Source organism: Alkalibacterium sp. m-11 (genome assembly GCF_054658155.1).
In genome coordinates, this window is sequence record NZ_BAAGIR010000676.1 from 1 (window position 1) to 223 (window position 223).

Consider the following 223-nt stretch of genomic DNA (forward strand, 5'->3'; position numbering starts at 1 on the left):
CGTCACCGCACAGTGACTCTTCTATTAAACTGGAGAACGTTGTTCTCTCAAAACTAGACAGCTGATCAACACGAAACAACACCACTTACCCTTAACACACGTCAGTCCAGTTTCGCTCGGCAGATGATTCCGCCTCGCTATACTTTCTTTCTTGTGGTTAAGTCCTCGACCGATTAGTACTGGTCCGCTCCACATATCACTATGCTTCCACTTCCAGCCTATC

General features: G+C 47.1%; 1 protein-coding gene. It reads right to left on the minus strand.

All coding sequences use genetic code 11. The features are described 5' to 3' along the window. Nucleotides 1-24: 24 nt before the first annotated feature. Nucleotides 25-223, minus strand: a 199-nt coding sequence (locus ACYQ2O_RS13885) for a hypothetical protein (RefSeq protein WP_459796894.1), incomplete at its 5' end; no start/stop codon positions are given.